15 protein-coding genes are annotated in these 17,681 nt (G+C 61.0%); 5 read left to right on the plus strand and 10 right to left on the minus strand.

The annotated features are described in order from the left end of the window. Positions 1-249: 249 nt before the first annotated feature. A complete protein-coding gene (locus C0Z18_RS12595; RefSeq protein ID WP_102645754.1) occupies positions 250-1,320 on the plus strand; it encodes a two pore domain potassium channel family protein in 1,071 nt (356 codons plus the stop codon). Between the two features lie 82 nt (positions 1,321-1,402). Here C0Z18_RS12595 and C0Z18_RS12600 read toward each other — a convergent pair whose 3' ends face one another. Next, a complete protein-coding gene (locus C0Z18_RS12600; RefSeq protein ID WP_102645755.1) occupies positions 1,403-2,407 on the minus strand; it encodes a bifunctional enoyl-CoA hydratase/phosphate acetyltransferase in 1,005 nt (334 codons plus the stop codon). A 4-nt stretch (positions 2,408-2,411) separates the two neighbouring features. Beyond that, on the minus strand, positions 2,412-4,217 hold the full coding sequence (locus C0Z18_RS12605) for a DUF3141 domain-containing protein (protein ID WP_199189441.1): 1,806 nt from the start codon (positions 4,215-4,217) through the stop codon (positions 2,412-2,414). A gap of 202 nt (positions 4,218-4,419) precedes the next feature. On the opposite strand from C0Z18_RS12605, the gene C0Z18_RS12610 reads away from it, so the two are divergent. Next, positions 4,420-5,604, plus strand: coding sequence for a methionine adenosyltransferase (locus C0Z18_RS12610; protein WP_102645757.1), 1,185 nt, complete (start codon positions 4,420-4,422; stop codon positions 5,602-5,604). Between the two features lie 34 nt (positions 5,605-5,638). On the opposite strand, the gene C0Z18_RS12615 is transcribed toward C0Z18_RS12610, so the two are convergent. The 5 genes from C0Z18_RS12615 to C0Z18_RS12635 form a co-directional block, all read right to left on the minus strand. Continuing rightward, positions 5,639-6,133, minus strand: a complete 495-nt coding sequence (locus C0Z18_RS12615) for a hypothetical protein (protein ID WP_233217292.1) — start codon at positions 6,131-6,133, stop codon at positions 5,639-5,641. 194 nt (positions 6,134-6,327) lie between these two features. Further along, positions 6,328-7,392, minus strand: coding sequence for a YVTN family beta-propeller repeat protein (locus C0Z18_RS12620; RefSeq protein WP_102645896.1), 1,065 nt, complete (start codon positions 7,390-7,392; stop codon positions 6,328-6,330). A gap of 120 nt (positions 7,393-7,512) precedes the next feature. Further along, a complete protein-coding gene (locus tag C0Z18_RS12625; RefSeq protein WP_199189442.1) occupies positions 7,513-9,087 on the minus strand; it encodes a multicopper oxidase family protein in 1,575 nt (524 codons plus the stop codon). A gap of 85 nt (positions 9,088-9,172) precedes the next feature. Then, positions 9,173-9,664, minus strand: coding sequence for a hypothetical protein (locus C0Z18_RS12630; protein WP_146014001.1), 492 nt, complete (start codon positions 9,662-9,664; stop codon positions 9,173-9,175). Between the two features lie 155 nt (positions 9,665-9,819). Next, positions 9,820-10,017 (minus strand): heavy-metal-associated domain-containing protein, encoded by a 198-nt coding sequence (locus tag C0Z18_RS12635; protein ID WP_102645760.1) that lies wholly within the window; start codon positions 10,015-10,017, stop codon positions 9,820-9,822. Between the two features lie 239 nt (positions 10,018-10,256). Between C0Z18_RS12635 and C0Z18_RS12640 the strand changes: the two genes are divergently transcribed. Continuing rightward, positions 10,257-11,072: a creatininase family protein gene (locus C0Z18_RS12640; RefSeq protein WP_102645761.1), complete on the plus strand. Its 816-nt coding sequence runs from the start codon at positions 10,257-10,259 to the stop codon at positions 11,070-11,072. Positions 11,073-11,125: 53 nt separating this feature from the next. Further along, positions 11,126-12,298 (plus strand): YncE family protein, encoded by a 1,173-nt coding sequence (locus C0Z18_RS12645; RefSeq protein ID WP_102645762.1) that lies wholly within the window; start codon positions 11,126-11,128, stop codon positions 12,296-12,298. Positions 12,299-12,777: 479 nt separating this feature from the next. Here the strand turns inward: C0Z18_RS12645 and C0Z18_RS32945 are convergent, their stop codons facing one another. Next, a complete protein-coding gene (locus C0Z18_RS32945) occupies positions 12,778-12,933 on the minus strand; it encodes a hypothetical protein (RefSeq protein ID WP_158244229.1) in 156 nt (51 codons plus the stop codon). Positions 12,934-13,769: 836 nt separating this feature from the next. Between C0Z18_RS32945 and C0Z18_RS12670 the strand changes: the two genes are divergently transcribed. Next, the gene (locus tag C0Z18_RS12670) at positions 13,770-15,002 is read left to right on the plus strand and encodes an acyltransferase family protein (protein WP_102645897.1); all 1,233 of its coding nucleotides are present in this window, start codon (positions 13,770-13,772) and stop codon (positions 15,000-15,002) included. 563 nt (positions 15,003-15,565) lie between these two features. On the opposite strand, the gene C0Z18_RS12675 is transcribed toward C0Z18_RS12670, so the two are convergent. Both C0Z18_RS12675 and C0Z18_RS12680 read right to left on the minus strand, forming a co-directional pair. Further along, positions 15,566-16,963, minus strand: coding sequence for a heavy metal sensor histidine kinase (locus C0Z18_RS12675; protein WP_102645766.1), 1,398 nt, complete (start codon positions 16,961-16,963; stop codon positions 15,566-15,568). Further along, positions 16,960-17,631 carry a heavy metal response regulator transcription factor gene (locus C0Z18_RS12680; protein WP_102645767.1) on the minus strand — a complete coding sequence of 224 codons (672 nt, stop codon included), beginning with the start codon at positions 17,629-17,631 and terminating at the stop codon, positions 16,960-16,962. The genes C0Z18_RS12675 and C0Z18_RS12680 overlap by 4 nt, the downstream gene beginning before the upstream one ends. Positions 17,632-17,681 lie beyond the last annotated feature (50 nt).

The raw sequence follows: 17,681 nt of genomic DNA on the forward strand, positions 1-17,681 counted from the left end.
GTATTTTCGGTAACGCTATTTCCTCTCATCCTCGTCGCCTATACCTTGCTGGCGTACGGGGAGGAGAAGCAGATGCTCGTACGGTTTTGTGCACAATATCGTACGTATGGGGCTCTGGTCCCCATGTTCTGGCCACGCCTGCGGTGACGGAGTGGTCAGGGGTATAGCTGCTTCGCGAGATCGCGCAGTGGCGCTGAAGCCGGTCAGTCGGCTGGCGGAGTGCGGGCAGTGGATCGTGGGAGACTTTTCATGCACGTAATTGTCGGGGGACTCGGCATTGCACTCGCGGCAATCGCCATCGCGGACGCCATTCAAACGGTGATCGTGGCGCGGCATGCGCGCAAACTACCCGCCATCACAAGACTGTTCTACCGGCTTACCTGGCCGCCTTTCGTAGCATGTGCCTGGTTCATCCCGTCGGGCTGGCGGCGCCACAAATACCTTGGCATCTATGGTCCCGTTTCCCTGTTGCTGCTGTTGGGGCTCTGGGCGGTTAGCCTAATCGTGGCCTTTGCCATGCTCCAGTGGGCGCTTGGACTGCAGCGCGACGGCATCCCGCGCGGCTTTTCCGGTGATGTGTACTTCAGCGCGGCGAGTTTTTTCACTTTGGGCGCCGGCGAGCCAGGCAATTCAGCGTCCCGTTACCTGATGGTTCTCGAAGCGGGCTTTGGGTACAGCTTCCTTGGTCTTGTCATTGGCTATCTGCCGGTGCTCTATCAATCGTTCTCCGAGCGCGAAGTCCGGATCCTGATGCTGGATGCGCGAGCCGGCACGCCGCCAACGGCCTTGCAGTTCGTGCTGCGGCGTGGCGGCGATCCCGCAAAGCTGGAAAAGCGCCTCGCCGAATGGGAAGAATGGGCGCTGGACTTGCTCCAGGAGCATCTGTCATATCCCATGCTGGCTTTCTATCGTTCCCAGCACGCCAATCAATCGTGGTTGGCGGCATTGACCACGGTAGTCGATGTCAGCGCGCTCGCGATGCTCGGTGCCGGCGGCGATCTCCAGCGACAGGCCCGGTTTACGTTCGCAGCGGCACGTCACGCTCTGGTACATACGGCGTCAATCTTCGACACTCGGCCCGCAGCTGGCATGGGTGAACGTCTGTGTGCCGCCGATTTTTCCCGCCTTTGCGACATCGTCTCAGGCACGCAGACGCCGTTGCAGGCAGAACGCATTTCGCAGGTGGAGCTCAGTCGACTGAGGTCCATGTACGAACCCGCTGCCATCGACCTCGGGAGCTATTTCTGTATGGAACTGCCACCATGGATTCCGGCGGAGCAGGCTGCCGAAAACTGGCAGATTTCTTCGTGGGATTTCTAGCCGGAGCCCATGGCATCGCGGATCGGATAGATCCGTCCTGCGCGCCAACTGCCGGATGCGGCCGGGTTCGTCAGCATGAGTTTCACCTAGCGGGAGGACAGCAGGCGGTCTCGGGCGTCGGCGCGCAGTGTGGGTGCGCCTCAGGACGCGCGGACGCGGCGGGAAGGTGCGGCTTTCCGTGGACCATCAGCGCTGAGAGCGCAAGAGAGGCGAGGCGGGCCGCCGGCGAATCGGCACGCGAGGTCAGCACGACGGGAACCGAGAGCCCGGCTACCACACCCGCGGCGACGCTGCCTGCGAGATACGTAAGATCCTTCACGAGGATATTGCCGGACACGAGGTCGGGAACAAGAAGCAGATCTGTGTCGCCAGCCACATCCGAAACGATTCCCTTTTCCTCGGCCGCGGCTGCCGAGATGGCATTGTCGAATGCGAGCGGGCCATCGACGATCGCGCCATGCAACTGACCGCGGCGGGCCATCAGGGTGAGGCACGCTGCGTCCAGCGTCGAGACGATAGCCGGGTTGACGGTTTCCACAGCCGAAAGGACGGCAACCTTCGGATTGTCGATGCCGATCAACCTGAATACATCGATCGAATTCTGCAGGATCTGCGCCTTGGCATTCAGATCGGGGGTGATGTTGATGGCGGCATCGGTGACACCGAGCAGCTTCGAATGAGAGGGCACCTCGATCACGAACAGATGGCTGACCCGCAGGCCCGGCACACGCAGTCCCCGGTCAGGGTCGAGCAGCGCGTGCATCAGCGTATCGGTATGCAGGCGCCCCTTCATCACGACATCGGCCGCACCACGACGCACCAGTTCGACCGCCTGGGCCGCCGCATGGGCATCGCTCTCGGCAGGTACGATCCACTCGTCCTGCAGCCGCCATCCGGCGGACCGGGCAAGCTGCTGGATGGCCTGCGACACGCCCACGAGGCGCGGTTCAACCCATCCCTGTTCGTGCGCTTGACGCATCGTCTCGATGACCAGGTCCTGTTCCGCGTCCGCTACCGCAACGCGGATGGGGGCAAGGGAGCGCGCTTTGTTCACAAGCTGCTGCAGGGACCGCGGTATCTGTGTCACGATGCTATTCCTTCGCTACCGAAGTTTCACGAGCCGGTGTCGCGAGAGAGCCAAACAGCAGGGAGAAAGCCTGCTCTTCAGCCGCATCACGTTGCACGCGCCCCGTCACAATGGTTTCAGAAACCTGCCGGATGAAGGCCCGTTCCTGCACAAGAAAGGGATTGTCGGGGCGCAGCGGTGTGCGGCGCGCTTCCAGCAATCTGGCGAGGTGGGCAATACCGTTCATCCACGGGCTGAACATTTCCGAGAACACGTAACGACTGGTGCGCATCGGATGCATCCACTCCAGCATCGCGGCACTCCACGGATTGGCGAGGGTGCGCACGAGCGGACTGATGAACGTGCGGTAAGCGCTCTCATTCAGCTCGGAGAGCTGGCGCACCTGCTCGAACGCTTCGCGAGGCGAGCCGAAGTCGAGATCCCGGACTTGGCGTTCCTCGAAACGCACGGAATATTGCGGTCGACGGCAATCCGGATTTCCCGTGGGATTGTCGATCTTCATCTCGTAGAGACCCGGTGCAAGTGACTCAATCTCCTCGAGACTTTCGAGCATCGCCCGGTGCTCGAGGCGTGCCACGCTCGCCGATACGAAGAGTCCGAGATGGCCGGCATGAGGATTCGTCAGGTAGACGATCCGCTGCCCGGCCGCCTTGAGATCATCAGTGTTCCGATAGACCGCCGGAATCCACCCCAGCGCCTGCTGCGGCGGTGTGATGTTATCGCCCCATGAGGCGAAGATCACGAGCGGATTGCGGATGCGCCGCAGGTCGGCGGCACAGTCTTCGCAAATCCGGACTTTTCCCTCCTCCAACCGGTTGCCGATGAACAGATTTTCGACGATGGCGAGGATTTCCTCCCGGCTCAGGAAGTAGAAACCGTTCCACCAGCGCTCGAATTCAAGAAAGCGCTCGCGCTCGGTGTCGATGTGGGTGAACAGGTTTGCGTACTTGTCCCAGACCGCTTCGGGCTTCAGGTTTTCGAAGTTTGCCGCGAGCCACGCACCGTCGAATCGGCCGCCATCCAGATCGGCAAGCAGGTGTGTGAGCCATGCGCCGCCGACCAGCCCGCCGGCAACGCGCATCGGATTCACGCCGGACTCACCTGCCCAGTAGGAAAGCGGTGAGCCGTTGAGTACCGCAGGGCCGACAAGCCCTTCGCAGTCAGCCGAAAGCAGCGTGATCGCCCAGCCCGCTTGGCAGTTGCCGTACAGGACCGGTGGCTTGCCGGGGTGCAGTCGTGCGACTTCTCCGACAAATCGCCTCAATGCGTACAGCACGTCGGCGAGCGTCTGGCCCGGACAGGGCTCTGGAAAGAAGATGACGAAGTAGACAGTATGGCCTTCGTGCATGGCCATGCCCACTTCGGAGTCGCGCTTGAAGCCGCCGATGCCGGGTCCGTGCCCGGCACGGGGATCGACGATGACGACGGGCTGCTTCGACGCATCGAAACAGGCGTCGAAGCAGACGTCGCCGGTGCGCGTAATGCGCAGCAGGGCGTAATTCGCGGGGCGTTCGAAACGGCGTGCATCGAGGAGCAGCTCGTAGTCGAAGTCGAGGAGCGGCGGCTTTCCCGCGCGCTCGTGACCGATCATGTTGTCTGCGCGCCGCCGCAGCGCGTCCCAGAACAGCACGCCGCGTTCCGTGAAGTCGCGCAGATAGTCCAGCACATCCTGAATGGCGATTTCAGTTTCCGTTCCAGCCATCGGCTCAGGCCGTGGGGCCACGGCTGGCTTGCGTGGCGCAGGCGTTGCCTTGTTGCGCTTCGAAGGTGCGGTGGACCGCACGGGCACGTTCACCTCGGTTTCAGACATCGATCCGTTCTCCATTCCCAGGTGCGCCGCGCGGCACCGCAGAGTGGTACCTGCAGAGATCCGGCACGTTGCACCACCAAAACAGCCTCACCGTAGCAATTGTGGGTTCGACACGCTTGATGTGGATCAAGCGCACGGCGACGGCGCAGCGCACGATTAGTAAAACCATCACGTCATCGTGAGGCCACTGGCCACCTTCCTCATGGTATCGACTGCAAACATCGTCGTGACTGTTGAGCGCGCTGCGCCGCATCACCACGCGGGTGTCGAAATGTGTGAGCACAAGGGTGTCGGTCACCCCGACACGTTGTGCGACACCGCTGTGGAGGCGGCGGCCCGCGCGCTCGGCCGTGCCTACCTCGACGATTACAGCGCCGTTCAGCACTTCAACCTCGACAAGGCGCTCCTGGTTGGCGGACAAAGCGAGCCCCGCTTTGGCGGCGGCCGTGTCACCCAGCGCATGAAGCTGCTTGTCTCGGGGCCCGCGACCACCCTTGTGGCCGGGTCACCCGAGTCCGTCATCCGGCAAGCTGTGAGCGACCATCTTGCGGGCACGCTGAAGCTCGAGCAAAGCCTGATCGATGTGGTTCCGATGCTGCGACCGGGCGCGCCCTGCCTGCGGCGTGTCAACGGCCCGGCGGGCATGCCGCGGGCCAACGACACGTCATTTGGCGTAGGCTATGCCCCATTGTCTGACCTTGAGCAGCGTGTCCTGAAAGCGGCAGAATTACTCAAGTCCGATGCGCTGCGCGATGCGTTTCCTGCGCTGGGCTTCGATTACAAGATCATGGGGCATCGCGTCGGGGAGCACATGCGTCTCACGGTCGCGCTGGCTTTCGTGGATCGCTACGTGGCCGATGCGGCTAGCTATTTTTCGCAGAAGGCCGCTGTCGAGATGTGTCTTTCCCGGTATCTCGGCGAAGCTTGCACTGTCCGCTGTAACACGCTTGATGACCCGCATGCCCGAAAGGAAAGCGGGCTGTATCTGACAGTCACCGGCCTGAGTGCCGAACAGGGCGATGACGGCGAAGTGGGGCGCGGCAATCGCATCAACGGACTGATCACGCCCGGGCGGCCGATGTCACTCGAAGCAGTTGCAGGTAAGAATCCGGCCTCTCACGTCGGAAAGCTCTATAACGTGCTTGCGCATCGGCTGGCACAACGTATTCTCGATGACGCGGAGAGTGCCTCGCGCGTAACGGTCCGATTGCTATCGGCAATTGGCAACCGGATTGACGAGCCACAGCTTGCAGCCGTCGACGTCTGCGCGTCGGATGGCCTGTCCGGCGCACAGCGCCATCGCATACGGGAGCGCGTTGCGCACGGACTTGCCGAACTGCCTACGCTGACCCGGGAACTGATCGACGGCAGCGTGCTGGTCTGCTGACTGGCTGCCCGGTCGCGGCAGGCAGTCATAACGCTCATTGAGCCGGTGCGGGCGGATTTTGCTGCTGCATCATTTGCTCCATCATCATCTGCATCATGTCCATGCGTTTTTCCATCATGTCCATGCGTTGGTTCATGCCCGCGCCACGTTTGCCGCTCTGGACGCGGTTGGTGGCGCCTCCCATCCCTTGCGGTCCCATCATGGCCATCATCATCGGACCGCCCATCGCGTGCATCGACTGCATCGCGTCCTGCAGGGTTCGCATGTGTTCGTCCATCAGCCGCTGGCGTGCTACGGGATCCTTTGTCTGACGGATTTCATCCATCTGCGCGAGCATCTTCTGCATCTGGCGGCGCGCGTCTTCAAGGCGTTCAGCGGATTGCTCGCTGGCGGAAACCTTCGGTGCGGATACGCCCGGCTGTGCTGCGGACGCCGGGTGATGCGCGTCGTTGGCTCGCACATTCGCTGCCATGGCCATGGCCAGTGCCGTGCTCACCGCGAACAAGGACAAGGCGGTTCTCATTTTCATGTTGCGTGCTCCAGTCAATGGGAACTCCATTGTGCGAAGTGAATTCGGCGCAACGGTTGACGAGGATCAATCTCGCCGCAAACTGAAGCCCGCACAACGCGGGCTTCAGATCACCGGTGACGATCCTGGAAGTGGAACCGCTGCGTGCAGGTGTCGCATCGGGCCACACCGTCGTGCAACATCGCTTCGGCCGATCAGCGCAGTGCGCGGTACGTTATCCCGTTAGGACTACTGCCGACATGATACGTAGCGATCACGCGCTGGGTGCCGGTATTAATGGCGCTGACCGTGTTGTCCCTCGTGTTCGTCACAAATACGGACGCACTGTCACTGCTTGCGACGACTCCGTGCGCCCCTGCGCCGGTAACAACCGTATCCATGAGCTGGCCGCTCGCAACGTCGATGACCGACACCGTGTTGTCCGGCTGGCTCCCGGATCCCTGGTTGGCAACATAGACCTTGCTGCCGTCGGGCACCACATAGACCTGAATGGGGCTACGGCCGACCGGTATGCGACTGGTCACACGACGGGTTGCGGTATCGACAACCGCAACCTGGTTGTCGTCGCGCAGCGACACGTAGGCCCGTTTTCCGTCCGGCGTAAAGCCGACCTGAACCGGAGCACGGCCCACCGGGATTCGGGCGGCTTCCGTGAGGCTTCGGGTGTCGATGACCGATACGCTGTTATCCGCCACGTTCGCGACGTAGAGTTCGCGGCCGTCCGGACTGAGCCTCAGACCGTGGGGGAAGGCGCCGGTAGTTACGGTGCCCACCACGCGCCTCTGGCCGATATCGACGACCGTGACCTGATTGTCTTCGGAGCTCGTGACGTACGCGTGTTTGCCCGATAGGTCCGTAACGACATGGGCGGGATGATGGCCAGCGGGAAGCGTGGCCAGGATCTGGTCCAGGTGGTGAGGATCGATGACGAGCAGGTTGCCTTGCGGCTCTTCTTCTCGCATGTCGCCTTGCGCAGGGGGAGGCATCGAGGCCATGCCGTTCATGTTATGCCTGGCATGGGAGGAAACCGGCATGCCGACCGCGAGCAGCGCCTTGCCATCGGGCGTCATTTGAACGTTGTGCGGGACGATGGGCACCTTTGTTGTGCGTACGGTTGGACTGCCCAGTTCGATTTCACTGATGGAGTTGTCGCCTTCGTTTGCGCTGTACACAACGCCCTCCAGCCTGCTGGAGGCATATGATGTCTGGGTGGCGAGAGCAAAAATGAGACTCGCAAGCGTGAGTTGAAGCCGTTCCATGATGGATTCCTTGCGTTCAGACTGACGCCTGCGCGCGGGCAGGGCAGCCTGTGAGACGGGTATCGGGCGGATCATGGCGAACCGCGGCAGAATCGGGGGACGCCTGAGGCGTCCCGCCTCTCAGACCTTGTATGCGAAGGTCGTCATCATGCCGGTCGCCATGTGGTACAGGTGATGGCAATGAAATGCCCACTGTCCGGGGTTGTCTGCGTCGACCGCAATCGTCACGGCGCGCCGTGGGGGCACCAACACGGTGTCGCGCGTTGCGCCCGGGAAGCGCCGGCCATCGATCGCGACGACCTGAAAGTGATGTCCGTGCAGATGCATCGGATGCGCCATCATGCTCGTGTTGTGCAGCGTGACCTCGACCCGATCGCCCTGGTCGACAGCCAGACGGGGGCGCGTCCGCAGTCCCCACCGGTAGGCGACCATGTCACCGGTCAGTGCCATGTCGAACGTCTTGCCGGCCCGCCGCGACGGAAGCGGTCTGGCGGCCCGCAGCCGGGATTCGAGCGCCAGGTCGAGAACGGGACCTGGCATGCTCCCGGTGGCGGGAAGCCTCGCCACACGTGCCCCCGGCGACTGAAGAACAATGCCGGTGCGCTCCCTGCCGCCTTCTCGTAGCGCGAGAATCGGGAACGTACCGGGTCCGCGCGGCAGCTGAATGCGCACGTCGACACGCTGCCCCATGCTCAGCGGGAATCGCCGGCCGGTGACGGGTTGCACAGGCTGCCCGTCGACTGCAACCAGCGTCCCTTCGAGATTTCCGAAGTCAAGCGTGAAGGCAGTCGCGGTGCCGCCATTGATCACGCGCACGCGCAACTGTCCGCCGCTTTCGACCCGGACGACTTCCGGGTCATCGAGCGTGCGATCGTTGGCGAGGTAGGCGTCATAGTCGATGTCGTTCAGATCCAGCGGCATCGCGGCCGGGCTCATGGGCAAGCCACCTATCGATCCGTTTCCCGCAGCCATGTTCATGCCGGACATGCTGCTCCCGTCCATCGACATCGCGGCGTGGTTGGTGCGGCGCGCCGATGACGCGTGCGATCCGCTGTCGGCATGCGCAGCGTTAGGCGACTGTTTTGCCGTCAGTCGCGCCAGCAGCTCCTCGGGAGACGCAAACGAGAAGTCATGCAGCAGGATCACGATCTCCTGTTCGTCCCGATTTGACTGTGCAGCGTCGGCAACAATCAGGGGTGCGGCAAGGAGCTGCTGTTCCTGCAGCGTGTGCGCATGCATCCAGTAGGTCCCCGGACTGCTTACCGGAAAGTCGAATGTGCGTTGGGCTCCCGCAGCGATCAGGGGCAGCGGTGCGTCGGGAACGCCGTCGACCGGCCACGGAGGCGTGAGACCGTGCCAGTGGATGTTGGTGGGGTCGGCTGTTTCGTTGTGCAGGACGACGTTGAATGTGTCGCCCTCACGCAACCTGATGCCGGGTGTGCCGTCCGGCTGCCGGATGCCGTAGACGCTTGCCGGGCGGCCGTTCACCTCAATGGTCCGACGCACGACGGCAAGCTGCACCTGCCTCGCTGCGCCCGTTGCGTCGGCGGCGTCGGCAGCGCGCGCCGGCTTGCTCCATGCCGGCCGCAGCGCCAGGGCTGCGGCACCCGCGAAGGCGCCTTTGAGAAATCTACGGCGATTCATCGCCCATTGGCCTGATGCCGCTGCGGACGGCGTATCGATAAGATCTTGCATTTGAGTTCCTCGACATAAGCTGACCGGACAGCCACTTCGGGCTACCGGGATGTATCGGGGCTGCACGGGTGTGCGGCCAGCGGACTTATGCAAAGAAGTTGGATGGGGGACGATCGATGCCGTCGGTCAGGAAACGGGTTGCCGGATCGGACCTGGGGCGGACAACGCGAAGGAGTGCAACGTCGCCAGCAGGTAGCCCAACAGCGGACACGGTCGCAACCGCGCTGGCGAAACAGGACGAGCACATGCTGCATTGACCGGCGGGGTAGATGAGGCGCATCGTGCCGTTGCCGTGATCGCACGGGTGGGCGGCGACAGGCGCCTGCGCGGCATGACCGTGCAACAACGTGGCGCGCGACGCGTCAGTCATTCCCTCCGTTACCGCCGCGGCGGGCGCGGCGCCGCAGGACAGAATTGCCGCCACACCCGGCCGGATCGGCAGGCTCAGGAACAGCAGCAGGGCGAGGAGGAATGTGCGCCAGCGAAGCATGGGGGCGGTATATACCGGGTGATCTCTATCGATGTCGGGATGTTGCAGATTGCGATCAGATCGTAAATGCAGTGCGGGTACTGTCATGCACCTGCTGCAGCACCCCGGTGAAAACAGGGAAACCCATCTGCAGCGTCAGGATGTCATGGCAGATGCTAGCACCGCTGAATCTCGTAATTTCGCCTGCGACGACGGGACGCACTGGCACGGCAAACCGGGTTCGCTGCGCCGGTTCAGGTTTTTCACGCGCGCACCGATGCGCTGTAACCCGCCTCCCGGATCGCAGAAACAAAATCATTTGCCGGACGCGTGGATTCAATACGCACAGTTCGGGTTGCTATATCGATGTCGACTTTCGCCCGTGCGTCGACGTTCTGCACGGCCCTCTCGATCACGCCAGAGCAGTGCCCGCAGGTCATATCCGGTACTTGCAGTTCCATGCTGCAACTCCATTCATTGGTAGGACAGTTGCATTTTCGACATTCCAACGGTCGGAAGGTCAAGGCTTTTCCGGCTGACCGGGCATGTTCCAACCGCGAGGCAGGAGTTTGGGCATTGGCAAGCCGCGGGACGACCCGCAGCGTGTGCGCGGGAGTTTCGGGCGCAAAGCGCGTTCACTAACCTAAAGTTCGCGTAGACTGCTGAGCCGTGTTCCTCCGACCTTCGCATTCAGCACAGTATGCGTTTCAACCTTCAAAGCGCTTTCGCCGCCGCGGTCGTTTGTGCGGTTACCCAGTCCGCCATGGCGCAGACACCCAGGACAGTACAGCTGGAAGATCTGACCTGGACCGAGCTGCGCGACCAGATCCACGCTGGCAAGACCACGATCATCATACCCATCGGCGGGATCGAGCAAAGCGGACCGTACGTCGCGCTAGGCAAGCACAATGCGCGCGTCAAGGTGTTGTCGCGGCGCATCGCGGAACAACTTGGCAACGCACTTGTCGCCCCCGTGATCGCCTACGTTCCCGAGGGCGGCTATGCTCCGCCCACCTCGCATATGCGTTTCCCCGGCACGATCACGGTACCCGACGACGTGTTCGAAAAGACCCTTGAGTCTGCGGCGAACAGTTTTAAGGTTCACGGTTTCACGAACATCGTTTTTCTCGGCGATCACGGTGGCTACCAGAACGACATCAAGCGCGCGGTCGCGTATCTGAACAAGACGTGGGCCGGGTCGGGCGCGCGCGCGTTCGTCCCGCCGGAATATTACGCATCGAGTTCCGACGGCTACGCGCAGATTCTGCGTCAGCGCGGCGTGCGTGACGACGAGATCGGCACGCACGCAGGACTGGCCGATACGTCATTGCTGTTGGCGGTCGCTCCGCAAATGGTGCGCGTCGACCGCTTGCGCGACGCGCCGAAGCTCCGTGCCGCCGATGGCGTCTATGGCGGCGATCCGCGCCGCTCAAGCGTCGAGCTCGGGCAGCTCGGCGTTGATACGATTGTGTCGCGCACCGTCGGCGCGATCAGGGCGGAGGTCGCCAGCCGCTAAAACGGCCGGTTAGTCGTCTTTCATCACCCATTCATTCGATAACGAAAACTGCCATGAAATTGATTCCCAGCCGTTTGTCGCGCATCGCAACGTCGCTTGCCGCCGGGCTGGCCGGTTGCTGGCCTGCGGGCGCGGTGTTTGCCGCATCGGCCGTGGCCACCGTGCCGGGTATGCCGCCCGTCGTGAATCCTGGCAACCTGTATGGCGAAGCGGGCGCCGGTCACATGAGCCCGGCAGTCGCGGGTGCGCTATCGCGCATCTACGTGCCGAATCTGCGTTCGAACGACGTGTATGTGATCGACCCGACCACGTTCAAGGTCGCGGACAAGTTTCACGTCGGCTACAGCCCGCAGCACATCGTTCCGTCCTGGGATCTGCAGACGCTGTGGGTCACCAACAATGCCGAAGGACGTTCCGACGGCAGCCTGACGCCGATCAATCCGAAAACCGGTAAGCCCGGTAAGGAAGTGATGGTCGACGATCCTTACAACATGTATTTCACGCCGGACGGCAAGGACGCAATTGTCGTCGCGGAAGCGCACGAGCGTCTCGACTTTCGCGACCCGCACACGATGGCGCTGAAATCGAGCCTGTCCGTGCCGGGGTGCAAAGGAATCAACCACGCCGACTTCTCGATCGACGGAAAATACGTGCTGTTTACGTGCGAATTCGGCGGGAGGGTCGCGAAGATCGATCTCGTGAATCGCAAGGTCGTCGGCTATCTCGATCTGAATAAGAAGGGCATGCCGCAGGACATCCGTATTTCGTCGGACGGCAAGGTGTTTTACGTTGCGGACATGAAAGCCGACGGCGTGTTCCTCGTGGACGGTGACAGCTTCACGAAGATCGGCTTCCTCGAGACCGGTGTGGGCGCACATGGACTCTATCCGAGCCGCGATGGAACGAAGCTGTACGTCGCGAACCGTGGCTCGAATCTCATTCATGGGCCGCGGCATGGCAAGGGCAGCGTGTCGGTGATCGACTTCGCGACGCGCAAGGTCGTCGCAACGTGGCCGATTCCCGGCGGCGGCAGCCCGGACATGGGTAATGTCAGCGCGGACGGCAAAACGTTGTGGCTGTCCGGCCGGTTCGACGACGTCGTCTATGCAATCGACACGAGGACCGGTGTCGGCAAATCCATTCCGGTCGGCATGGAGCCGCACGGGATGACCGTCTGGCCGCAACCCGGACGCTATTCGCTCGGTCACACAGGCAACATGCGCTAACCGCTCGCCAGTTCTGGCGTCCGGCAGGCCGGAGCGACGATAAGGGGCGACATCCCGCCTCGGCCTGTCTGACACGCAGGGGAATGTTCCGGCAATCATTCGCGAAAGTGCTCATCATCGAGGACGACGCATCCATTGCCGCAAACGTTTAGCACTACCTGGAAAGCGGCGGCTTTCATGTCGATGTCGCCATGAGCGGGCCTGACGGCAACTGCTCTATATTCGCCCATGTGGACGAATCCTACCCACTCCGAGATCGACTTTGCGGTCGCCGCGATTGGCGTCTTCCTGCTCACTCGATGGAAAATCCCGCCGCTTGCTGTCGTCGTGCTTTTAGCGATCGCAGGCGTCGCGGAAGTTGCCTTGCGCTGAGGCGCGTGATTGCGACCTCGCCTGGGGAACTGCGTGCTGAAGTTGAGCTATGGACACTGAGTGTGGATGCCCGGGGCGCAACTGCACCAAGTCCGCTGAACTTCACCTCAAGCGCTGTCGTTCTGCGGCCCGGTTGAAATGGCTATCGCCGCTCTTGCCACCGATGCGATCACGTGTGGGTATAGCAGCCCCACGCCCATGTTGGCCGCGCTCGCAATCCGCGCGCCGAAGCCGTGAACGATCACCATCGCGATGATGCCCACGGCCGGCAGCCACAAGCCGGCCATCGCTCAAGCGCGCCGGCCAGAGGCCCGTTCAGGAGCTGGGAGAATCCCTAGACCATGCCTACGCCGCTGTTCCCCAGCCATCATGGGAAGGCGAACGCTGGGAAGTACGAATGGTTCGGTTACGATGGCGCGGACCGTGCGGCTTCAATCTGGAATGTCGGCTTTCGCGCGTTCGTCGCACAACTATGTGAGGGCCGCTTTCGTAAAGGCGAGTGGGGCAAGAGAGTTCGATATGGCCGAGCCTCCGCTTCGCGCAATCGAAAGCTTTGTTGTCGAGGTAGACGTTCGCCGCAATGGCGGCCTCGTCCTCGATGGGGAGCATTTTCATAAGTAAATGATTGTCAGAAAATTTCCTTGTGCTCGAGCGTGACATTTGGCGAGGTGGGACCACGTTCCAGAAAGGCCGCCAGTTAACACCGATCGCCGTTCGATGAAGTTGTCGGACTCGCCACGCGCATATCGCTCGACCGTAGGTGTGCAATGACCGTTCGACATGGCCGGAGCGGCGATGATCGCCCGGTTAATCCACGTTCTCAGGTCACCGCGTGGCGATGTGGAGGCGAATTTTTTTCGAGCGTTGTTCGCGATGCATCGCAAAGTAATGGATCAACAGATTGAGCGGGGGGGGATAGGGCTCTGCAGCGGACGGGGTACGAGCAATCTTGCCAAAATGGCGCTGCTTTCGGACGATCCGCCTTAAGTTCGCGCACCACACGCTATAGTTCATGGTAGTTCGAAAGGGCGTACGGTGTCATTTTGCTCTAGCGGGGCAGACAATGGCCGGGAACTCGCACTTACTCAACGGAAGAGCCATGAGAAAAACGATCGTCGGCCTTGACGCGATGCGCTTCGTACTTGCCGTGTACCTCATGGTATTCCATACAATCCATGCCTACCCGCAAGCCAACGACCTGCCACTCATCTGGCTCACCGATCTAGGTGGCTTTGCTACGAGCAGCTTCTTCATCCTTTCGGGGTTCATTCTCACGCATGTCTATATTGAGCGAGGTGGCGCGTTGCGCGGCGGCACGCGCGATTTTCTCGTTAAAAGACTTTCTGAAATCTACCCCATTCACTTGATCGGACTATTTCTATTTACTCTTGTTTTATTGATCAGCACTCGGTCTTTCGACTTATTTTTCCTGCCTTCTTTGGGCCGGGGGGCTCAGTCGGCGGTTCAACTGAGTACCACCCCGGGAGTGTTTAACTGGCTACTGAATATCTTAATGCTACAGGTATGGGATCCACGGTATTCCTCGATCAACGCGCCGTCCTGGTCCCTGGGTTGTCTGCTGTTCTTCTATCTCTGCTTTCCGATACTGGCCCCACGGCTCGCAAACATGCGTCGCCGAGCTATCGCACTCATCGCTATTTGGCTGCTGTATTTGGTCCCGCCCCTTACGGTCGTGTTGATGGGGGCGTACACACCGGTTGCCGTCGGCACGATCGAACATAACCCAATCCTACGCATTCCGGAATTTTTGGGTGGCATCTTGCTATACAGTCTTTATGCGTCTGGACATTTGAAGTGGATGCTCGGCGGTCGTTGGCGAAAGCCGGTAGCAGCGGCCTTCGTCGTTCTGTCGTTCTTGCTAGCGTCGCGTTTGATTGCGACTGGACCGCTGTACTTGCTCTACGTCTTGCACAATGGCGCGTTGATGCCTGCGGAGCTGGCGCTGGTGGTGTTGTGTGCAGATGCTCACATACCACGATGGGCGCACCGGACCGTCTCCCGGCTCGGAAACGCCGCACTGTCGATCTTCGGCATTCATGGCGCTTTATTTGCCGTGGCAATCAAAGGGCTGAAGTTGACCGACGTCAATGAACCCATATTACGATGCGCCGCACATTTCTCCGCGTGCGCGGCAAGCGCGAAAGCGTTTGAGCCATCCATGGCCTCCTATCCGCTTTACCTTATATTTACGGTTATCGCGGCCGTATTATTCCAGGAGCGCTGCTTCGTCCCCATTCGCACGGCGATTCGGCGGTCGCTCTTGCGGCAAGACCGTCGTCTTGTCGACCGGCCGGGATTCGCTAAAGTGTAAAATCTGACGTCGAGAGCTTGTTTGGCGCTTCGATCAGCACCCGCGAATGTCGCGGCATGGATACGCCCCAATAGCCATTGTCGTCGCGGTGACTGAAAGCTCGATGTTCGCGCGCCAAACAACGTTTATCTACGTCCTCGTTTGAGGCGCTTGTCCTCTACGCAGTCGACCCTGAGGTATTTCTTTTGTCCTGCATGTCGAGGTTCGCCTCCGACGACGCAGCGGTTTGGAAGCGGAGCGAAGCGACGAGAATCAGAATAAGCGGTCGATTGACCACGCCCTTGAACGGTCCCGCGAATTGGGCTGCGGTGTCGCTTCCGCGCTGGACCAGCCTCTATGGCAACAACGCTTGGCAATCGTCGGCGCTTCGCGCGTACGGCGACGCGAACGGCATGAGCACACGCATGATAGGCTGGAATATGCGCATTCGCACGTGCACGTGTCCATCACACATTGACACGCGCTCTTTCCCGGCATTGATCATCTTCACAGGCATTAGTACGTTTACAATCTCGCCTGACAAGCGACACATTTCGTCTCTACAAGCGCAGGTTGGTACCCCTTTACGCGGCCCTTGACTGCGGAAATCGCAATGTGAACGTCGTGCCAAGTTCGCTGCTCCGAACACCGGCAGCGCCCCGATGAAGCTCCATGATGGATTTGACAATGGCAAGTCCCAGCCCCGCGTTCTTCGAGGAACCGTGTCTCGACGTGTCGATTCGATAGAAGCGCTCGAAAATCCTGTCCATATGCTCGGGTGGGATGGGACGTCCTTGATTGGTGACTTCAACGATCGCGTGCCCGGACGAATGGAACGAGGCCAGCATGACAGTCGAGCCTGCGGATGCATGGTCCAAAGCGTTGGAGATGAGATTACCGATCGCACGTCGAAATAATGTGGCGTCGGCAGATATTTGGGCGTTTCCTTTGACCACGATCGTGACGCTTTTGTCGTCGGCGATGCTTTGAAAATAGGAGGCCAACCGGCCCAGTTCGCTCGCTGCGTCAAGGCTGGAGAACTTGAGATGTTGCCGCGCGTTATCCGTGCGGGCGAGAAACAACATGTTCTCGATCATCCGCTGCAGACGCTCGCATTCCTCGACATTCGAGTCGATGAGCGTTTCGTATTCCTCGCGGGTTCTGGGCCGCGATAACGTGACTTGGGATGAGCTGATGACATTGGCAAGCGGCGTCCGCATGTCGTGCGCCAGATCAGACGAAAATTGCGATAGCCGGACAAATGCCCGCTCGAGTCGGTCCAGCATGCGGTTCACGGATAGGGCGAGTTCCCGCAACTCAACCGGGCCGCCCGCTATGTCGAGTCGCTCGCTCAGGTTGTGTGCCTCGATGCTCGACGTCTGTCGGCCGAGGCATTCAACAGGTTGGAGCCCGCGGCGTGCAACCGCGTAGCCAAGTGCCGCAACCAGGAGGGCGCCCGCCGCAGTTGCAAACCAGATGTCGATGCGGTAGCTGTCAAGAAGCGAATGCCGATCGGTTGCCGATCGTACGAGCGATACCCGAACGGTTTCCCCGGACGGGAGTCTCTCCTCGGCGAAGGTGCAACGCGAGGGCCCAATCCCTTCGGGGGAGCAGGCATAGGGCGTGCGACTTGGGTACTGGTCGGTGATGATCGCCTTCAGCGCCACACCTGGTTTGTCTGTGTGTTCGACAAGCGGACTGTTTTGGCCGTCATAGACGCCCAGGTACACCCCAGGATGCGACAGTAGCACCTCGTGAAAGACAGCGGGGTTCGCACGGATTGCCTGCGTAGAACCGCTCGAGCGGGCAATCTGCAGAAACTGGGAAAGTTTGCCACTGATCTCGATGTCGTCGCGCCGTTGCAGTTCCGCAGAGAGAGACCGATAGAGGTAGGCGCCGGTCAGCGCAAAGACAAGCGCTGCGACCACTGCGAACGCAAGCGTCAGACGCCCGAGCAGTGAATATGGCCGGCGGTTAGTCACGAGCGGTCCTCGAGCACATAGCCCATGCCGCGAATCGTATGGATGAGCTTCTTCTCATAAGCGTTGTCGATTTTGGCGCGCAGGCGCTTGATGGCAGCGTCGACGACATTCGTGTCGCTGTCGAAGTTCATGTCCCAAATCTGAGAGGTGATGAAAGTGCGAGTGAGTACTTCGCCCTCACGTTCAGCAAGCAGTTGGAGCAGAGCGAACTCCTGCGCGGTCAGATCGATGCGGTTGTCTCCACGTCGTACCCGCCGCTTGATAAGGTCTACCTCAAGGTCAGCGACGAGCAGGATGTCGCGAACATTGCGCGGAGCACGTCGCAGCAACGACCGGATGCGGGCGAGGAATTCAGCGTAGGCGAAAGGCTTTGGGAGGTAGTCGTCGGCGCCTAGTTCAAGCCCGGCGACCTTGTCCTCAACGGCCTCTCTGGCGGTTAGGAGTAGCACCGGGGTCTGCTTCCGTAGCCGCAATCGCCTGAGGACCTCGAAGCCGTCCATTTCCGGCAGCATGACGTCGAGCACTATGAGGTCGAAATTCTCGTGCAGCGCCAGGAACAGGCCGTCCTTGCCATTTTCAGCGACATCGACCGTGTAGCTTGCCTCCATCAATCCCTTCTGGAGGTACGACGCCAATTTGGGTTCGTCTTCGACAATGAGTATCCGCATGGAAATTGAGGCTGGCTGCTGTCCGGACCGGGCAGTTTACTGCCTGAGCT

Source organism: Trinickia dabaoshanensis, assembly GCF_002879885.1.
In the GTDB taxonomy this organism is placed as follows: domain Bacteria; phylum Pseudomonadota; class Gammaproteobacteria; order Burkholderiales; family Burkholderiaceae; genus Trinickia; species Trinickia dabaoshanensis.

What these genes read in the sequence shown, in the direction of transcription:
- C0Z18_RS12595 (WP_102645754.1), top strand. Translation starts at nt 250, where the DNA reads ATGCACGTAATTGTCGGGGGACTCGGCATTGCACTCGCGGCAATCGCC.
- C0Z18_RS12605 (WP_199189441.1), bottom strand. Translation starts at nt 4,217, where the DNA reads ATGTCTGAAACCGAGGTGAACGTGCCCGTGCGGTCCACCGCACCTTCG.
- C0Z18_RS12610 (WP_102645757.1), top strand. Translation starts at nt 4,420, where the DNA reads ATGGTATCGACTGCAAACATCGTCGTGACTGTTGAGCGCGCTGCGCCG.
- C0Z18_RS12615 (WP_233217292.1), bottom strand. Translation starts at nt 6,133, where the DNA reads ATGAAAATGAGAACCGCCTTGTCCTTGTTCGCGGTGAGCACGGCACTG.
- C0Z18_RS12620 (WP_102645896.1), bottom strand. Translation starts at nt 7,392, where the DNA reads ATGGAACGGCTTCAACTCACGCTTGCGAGTCTCATTTTTGCTCTCGCC.
- C0Z18_RS12625 (WP_199189442.1), bottom strand. Translation starts at nt 9,087, where the DNA reads ATGCAAGATCTTATCGATACGCCGTCCGCAGCGGCATCAGGCCAATGG.
- C0Z18_RS12630 (WP_146014001.1), bottom strand. Translation starts at nt 9,664, where the DNA reads ATGACAGTACCCGCACTGCATTTACGATCTGATCGCAATCTGCAACAT.
- C0Z18_RS12635 (WP_102645760.1), bottom strand. Translation starts at nt 10,017, where the DNA reads ATGGAACTGCAAGTACCGGATATGACCTGCGGGCACTGCTCTGGCGTG.
- C0Z18_RS12640 (WP_102645761.1), top strand. Translation starts at nt 10,257, where the DNA reads ATGCGTTTCAACCTTCAAAGCGCTTTCGCCGCCGCGGTCGTTTGTGCG.
- C0Z18_RS12645 (WP_102645762.1), top strand. Translation starts at nt 11,126, where the DNA reads ATGAAATTGATTCCCAGCCGTTTGTCGCGCATCGCAACGTCGCTTGCC.
- C0Z18_RS12670 (WP_102645897.1), top strand. Translation starts at nt 13,770, where the DNA reads ATGAGAAAAACGATCGTCGGCCTTGACGCGATGCGCTTCGTACTTGCC.
- C0Z18_RS12680 (WP_102645767.1), bottom strand. Translation starts at nt 17,631, where the DNA reads ATGCGGATACTCATTGTCGAAGACGAACCCAAATTGGCGTCGTACCTC.